Source organism: Candidatus Aquicultor secundus, from assembly GCF_002791875.1.
In the GTDB taxonomy this organism is placed as follows: Bacteria; Actinomycetota; Aquicultoria; order Aquicultorales; family Aquicultoraceae; genus Aquicultor_A; species Aquicultor_A secundus.
Map to the genome: position 1 here is coordinate 1 of NZ_PFNG01000206.1, position 5315 is coordinate 5315.

Here is a 5315-nt window from a genome sequence, read left to right on the forward strand (position 1 = left end):
GATCCATGCGTCTAGCTAGCTCGGTCTGCGATATTGACAATGCCTTTATTGTATCCAGAAGTATCTTGCCTGGAGGAATAGCTATGTCCGAATAGATTCGTTCCTTTGTCCTACTCATAATGTTTACTCACCTCTTCAATGCGCACGATTTGTAACTCATCGCCTTTAAGTGTTACTATCAATCTCATCCGTCCCGTCAGCTCTAATGCGTACTGACCTTCGCGGTCTTCTCTTAACGGGTGAAAGTAATATTGCGGGAAGGCATAAAGCTCATTCACATCGTTAACACTATAAATTAAATCAATGCATGCAATATAGTTTAGACCGACCACCTTGCCATATTTTCTTACGGCCTCACGGTGATTTTCATAGCACTTCTTTAATCTATTCGTCTTAAATTCTACATCCATTATACCCAACTTTAAATAGTTTTTCACCCTTTAGGTGAAAATTAGTAACAATTGTAGCTTGCTTTAGTGAGAGAACATTACTATATTAGTTTAGCGTATGTAGCGCAAACATAAAAGAACCGCCATGCCTTCTAACACTCATCTAACAAAAACAGTTATACCGTGTCCGCGGTTCAGCCCGTTCCCGGCCACTGCTACCATTCTGTAGGTTCAAGCGCACTCAATGGAGCTTATACTTATCGACGCGTAGTCTAAAATAATAGACTGATGTCTAAAATATTAGACCAAGCACCCAACCCAGCCTTTTAAGGCATTTACGAATTGAAATTGAATGCTGTTCTGACGTTTTTTAATGAGAGTAAATAACCTACATGCCCCAGTTCAGAAGCTAGAGGCTTATTCGTATAAGACAAAACTCTTGTAATGTTTAAAAACTTGGCGATGAATGGCGTGACAGCCAATAAACTTAAAAGTGTAATTTAGTTTACTTTGCTTGACTTAATATAAACTAAATGGCAATATAGTTTATATCTTAATGATGAATAGAAACTAACTTATGAAAATTGAAATCGGCAGGTATCAGCAACAAAAAGAGGACTTCTCCGCCTTTGCGCCGGGAGCTTTTCCACCGGAAGGCATTTTTAATTATTCCCAAGAAATTCTTATAAAATCTGCTGAAGCGGATCGCCTGATCGGTAAACTTGATGGAATCACTCATACGCTACCGGATGTCGATTTTTTCCTCTACATGTTTGTGGCAAAAGACGCCACTTCTTCCGCTCAGATCGAGGGAACAAAAGCAACGATAGTTGACGCTCACTTCGATTAATTCGTGAAGTCCATTCACAACTTATCGAGGGAGCAAGAACTCCTCATTTTGCTGATCCCGGTCAGTTTCGCCGTTCCCAAAATTGGATCGGCGGTACCTCACCGTCTAATGCCTTATTTGTGCCCCCTTCGGTAGATGAGATGAACCGTGCTTTACACGATTTCGAGAGTTTTTTGCACGCAGGATTACAAGCGCCGCCGCTTTTGCATATCGCTCTTACGCACGCCCAATTTGAGACCATTCACCCGTTTCTTGATGGAAATGGAAGAACAGGCAGGCTTTTGATCACTATGTTGCTATGCTATTGGAAGTTGCTTGAGAGACCCGTACTATTTTTGTCCGCATATTTTTAAAAACACCAAAAAGTTTATTACAGCAAATTGCATGGCTATCATGACGGCGAGGTTGAGGAATGGGTTAATTTTTTCCTTGACGGTGTTATCGAAACCGCCAATGAGTCAATCAATATTTCAAAGCAAATAACAAAGCTTCGTGAGGAAGATATGGCAAAAATACAGGCCCTTGCCAAAAGAGAATCGGAAAGCGGAGTTTTAATATTACGCAAGCTTTTTTCCAGGCCCATTATCGGCACTCGGAACATTATGGAATGGACCGCCCGATATCAGCCGATCGATACCTCAAGTTATCAGGCATCTCTCTGCGTTTTGTTTAACATATCAACTGCCTCTTGGATGCTTTCTGCACAGCGCAAAGGGCATGACACTTCAAGCAAACCCTGCAGCTTTTTAAAACGCTTTTGTGGGCTGACAATAACAAAGAGGGCATAAGTGATACCAAAAGGACATCCTAACAAGCCCCTACACCCATGCCTTAAGGAACGAAGTTCTTCCCAAACAGACACATCGCCGGATAAATCAATAATAGCCGGCAGATCACTTTCCATAACAGATAATTGCACCAATCGAAACAGAGTAGAAAAGTTGGCAAGATTAAGGTCTCCTTCAAACTCTATAAAAGGATATCCGTTTTCATAGCGATGCTTTAATTTTACTTCAGGCATATCGCCTCATTTTTAAATAAGTGTACCAACCATACCTATTTTTACCCACACTCGAAGGAAAGACCCTAGAAAACCAAAGATTTGTGCGAATCCTTGAGCTTACAGCTCCAGGCCGCTTTCTTTGTTTCTTAAAAGTTGCTCGTCGAAGATGTATTTGATGAGTTTTGCGCGGTCGGCGCGGTCGAGTTTAGTAAAGGTTATGCCCACGTGGTAGCCGTTTCCATCTTTGGATTCACCGACTCGAAGTGTTTTGCCGTGCGCTTGAATTTTGCCGCCCTCGGGGAGCGTGATATCGAGGCCGACCGGAATATCTTCTTTAATCTTTACCAGCTGATCCCAGCGTATGACCAGTGCCGCCCCGCCGCCGCTTATGTCGATAGCCGTTACATCCTCCACCGTTTCGCCGTAGATCCGGCACTGAATGCGTAGTTGGGGGTCGGATAAGCGGTAATAGCCTCTGCGTTGGAACAGCTGGTATTCTTTACCCAGCAAGAGTTTGTACTCATGGCCATCACGCGATACTCCGGCGATCTTGGTCGCAATAACGTAGACACCTGCAGCATGGGGAACGGAGAGCTTAAGATCGCCTGTATCTTTATCGGGTGGATTAATGTCATTGCCAAGAAGCTCACACAGGACTCTGTTGCCCGCAAGGTAATGTTTGACGCCGAGATTCCATGTGGCGCCCTGGCTATCGGAAAGACCTATTACTTGACCGGTGTTGAGCATAATCCGAAAATTCTCCACAGAACGATTCTATAGTGAGTTACACTGTATTTCAACCACTACCACAAACATAATAATTCCCTTGAGCCTTGCCCAAGGGAATTACTGTTCTAGAGGAGAAACTTCGACTTAAAAGCTGCTAATAAAGGCTACTAATGCATAAAGCGATTAATAGCCGATATAGGTTGCATTAACGCGTGGGTGCGGTTTTGCGATAGGCTCTTCATCCGGATACCCTAAGCTTAAACCGTAGATCACCTCGCGACCTCCAAGGCCGAGTTCTTCTTGTATCTGCCTCCCTATATACGGGGGCACCGTAATACCGCAGGCGCCAAGCCCCTCACGGTGCGCGAGCAGCCAGATTTGCATAAACTCGGTGGTTGCAGTTAAAATTTGGAACGAATATTCCCAGCGCTGTTCCTCGGGTAGCTCTGGAATCGTTACAAACATCAGCGTCGGTGCATCGCCAAGATTCTTGTAATACTCAAGCGCTTTTTTCTCGCTGTCCGGGTCCATCATCGCAAACAGGTCGCGAAGAATAACCGTGTTTTGTGTTAGAAGGTCAGCCAACCGGTCGCGCATTTCACCGCGCACGATCACAAAATCCCAGCCCCTGAAGGCGGCGACAACCGGCGCCCACCTGGAATCCTCAAATATGCGCTCAATTGTTTCCTTTGGCACCTCCTGTTTCTTAAATTTCCTGATCGCTCTTCTACTTTTGATTCCTTCTAAAAGTTCCACTTACTGTTCCCCCTCTTTATCCTTGTTGAAAACCGTGCTTTTCTATTAAATAATTAAGGATCAGCCAGCGCGTATTTCTATCCGCCAGACCCTCGGTAAACGCATTTATATGTTTTTGCCATTGCTTGCTTGGATGGAACCGGTAATAGATTGCCTCTCCATCGTCTTCATACTGGAGAATCCCTCTGTCTGATAGTTCAGAGAGCGCCTGCATTACCTCGTCGACGCTTCGCCCGATAGAACCGGCGATGTTTTCGGCGGATCTGCGGTCGTTTGGATTTTTCTGCAGGTAAGCGATGAGATCCCACTTAACCAGTGAGTCTATAACACCGTCTAGAAGTACCTGGAGTTCTTGAGAGAATCCCACTACGCACCCCTTAGCTTTCTTTGCCGGCCATTGTTTGCAGCTGCCCTCTTTTTTCGTGCTGTGACGGCCCGGTTTTTGCCGAGTGATTTAGCCCTGTAAAGGGCCCTATCGGCTTGCTCGATGATTTCCATCGGCTCGGTGCCCTGGTTCGGATAGCTTGCGATGCCGACACTCACCGTCAGGGTGTCATACCGGCTGCCCCCCGTAATCGGATAGGGCGCGCTGCGGATGTCTTGTATGATCCGATCCGCGACGACGCTTGCTTCCTTGCTATTTGAATCGGGCAAAATGACCACGAATTCCTCGCCGCCATAGCGGCACGGCACATCGGTCTCCCGGCAGCAATCAGAGATAACGCCGGCGATTATTGAGAGCGCTTTATCTCCGCTTAAATGCCCGTGTTGGTCGTTATAGGCCTTGAAGTTGTCCACGTCGATGATGAGACGATAGCTCACCTATGGTTCTCTGTGCCCGCTTAAGTTCCTCGGTCATGCGCTCGTAGAAGTACCGTTGGTTATAAAGACCTGTAAGGTGGTCGGTAAGAGAGGCTTCTTTCGCCTTGCGCATAAGCAAGGCGTTATCGATTGCCAATATAAACTGGCTAAAGGTTGTATCGAAGATATCCTTGTCGGTTAGCAGAGTTTGTAGCTCAGTGCTTTTAACAACAAGCAGATAAAAGCCTTGCGTTCCTTTATGAGTCGCGCCTATTGTGAGGCCCAGATTTTTAAACTCGGTGCCCGCTATTAGCGTTTCTTTATTGACCTTAAATAGGCTTTCGGAGAGACCGGTCTCGTTGATGCCTATGTTGGAGATAACGATCGGGTCGATATGATGCTCGGATTTAATAATAAGGGCGTGCGCGTCAAGGCCAAAGATTCGCCCGATTGTTTCCTGAAAATAGAGGAGGAGTTTATCGAGGTCGTTTATCGAGCCCAACACGCGGCTTGCGCTGACCAGTACGGTTACCTTGCTATCAAGCTCGTCGTTCAACCGCTGGATTTTCTTTTGGTTTTCCGCGAGGCGGCGGAAGCTGAGCCCGACAACCAGGGCGCCAAGCCATACCAGACCTATGCGCAATACGATTGGGCTATACAGGTAAGGGCCCCCCGAGGGGAGCTTTGCGTAGATATAATCAAAAACTGAAATAAACGCCGCCGTTGCCACACTGCCCCTAAGCCCAAGCTGCAACGAGGAGAGCGCAACAAGGATGAAGTATGCGTA

At 46.2% G+C, this 5315-nt stretch carries 8 protein-coding genes and 1 pseudogene; 2 read left to right on the forward strand and 7 right to left on the reverse strand.

Features of this window, described 5'->3' with window-relative positions:
* Positions 1 to 110: 110 nt before the first annotated feature.
* A complete protein-coding gene (locus COY37_RS08775) occupies positions 111 to 410 on the reverse strand; it encodes a type II toxin-antitoxin system RelE/ParE family toxin (RefSeq protein WP_286679182.1) in 300 nt (99 codons plus the stop codon).
* A 556-nt stretch (positions 411 to 966) separates the two neighbouring features.
* On the opposite strand from COY37_RS08775, the gene COY37_RS08780 reads away from it, so the two are divergent.
* Together COY37_RS08780 and COY37_RS11955 are read left to right on the forward strand one after the other, a co-directional pair.
* Positions 967 to 1239, forward strand: a complete 273-nt coding sequence (locus COY37_RS08780; RefSeq protein WP_286679181.1) for a Fic/DOC family N-terminal domain-containing protein — start codon at positions 967 to 969, stop codon at positions 1237 to 1239.
* Positions 1240 to 1262: 23 nt separating this feature from the next.
* The gene (locus COY37_RS11955) at positions 1263 to 1592 is read left to right on the forward strand and encodes a Fic family protein (protein WP_353683014.1); all 330 of its coding nucleotides are present in this window, start codon (positions 1263 to 1265) and stop codon (positions 1590 to 1592) included.
* 293 nt (positions 1593 to 1885) lie between these two features.
* Here COY37_RS11955 and COY37_RS08785 read toward each other — a convergent pair whose 3' ends face one another.
* The 6 genes and pseudogenes from COY37_RS08785 to COY37_RS08810 form a co-directional block, all read right to left on the reverse strand.
* On the reverse strand, positions 1886 to 2260 hold the full coding sequence (locus tag COY37_RS08785) for a hypothetical protein (protein ID WP_286679180.1): 375 nt from the start codon (positions 2258 to 2260) through the stop codon (positions 1886 to 1888).
* Between the two features lie 99 nt (positions 2261 to 2359).
* Positions 2360 to 2989 (reverse strand): flagellar brake protein, encoded by a 630-nt coding sequence (locus COY37_RS08790; protein WP_286977244.1) that lies wholly within the window; start codon positions 2987 to 2989, stop codon positions 2360 to 2362.
* A 165-nt stretch (positions 2990 to 3154) separates the two neighbouring features.
* Entirely contained in the window at positions 3155 to 3727 is a 573-nt protein-coding gene (locus COY37_RS08795; RefSeq protein ID WP_286679178.1) for a nitroreductase family protein, read from the reverse strand.
* 16 nt (positions 3728 to 3743) lie between these two features.
* Positions 3744 to 4094, reverse strand: a complete 351-nt coding sequence (locus tag COY37_RS08800; RefSeq protein ID WP_286679177.1) for a hypothetical protein — start codon at positions 4092 to 4094, stop codon at positions 3744 to 3746.
* Entirely contained in the window at positions 4094 to 4549 is a 456-nt protein-coding gene (locus COY37_RS08805) for a GGDEF domain-containing protein (RefSeq protein WP_286977246.1), read from the reverse strand. The genes COY37_RS08800 and COY37_RS08805 overlap by 1 nt, the downstream gene beginning before the upstream one ends.
* Positions 4503 to 5315: pseudogene (locus COY37_RS08810) on the reverse strand (hypothetical protein); the annotation flags it as partial. The pseudogene COY37_RS08810 and the gene COY37_RS08805, both read right to left, overlap by 47 nt.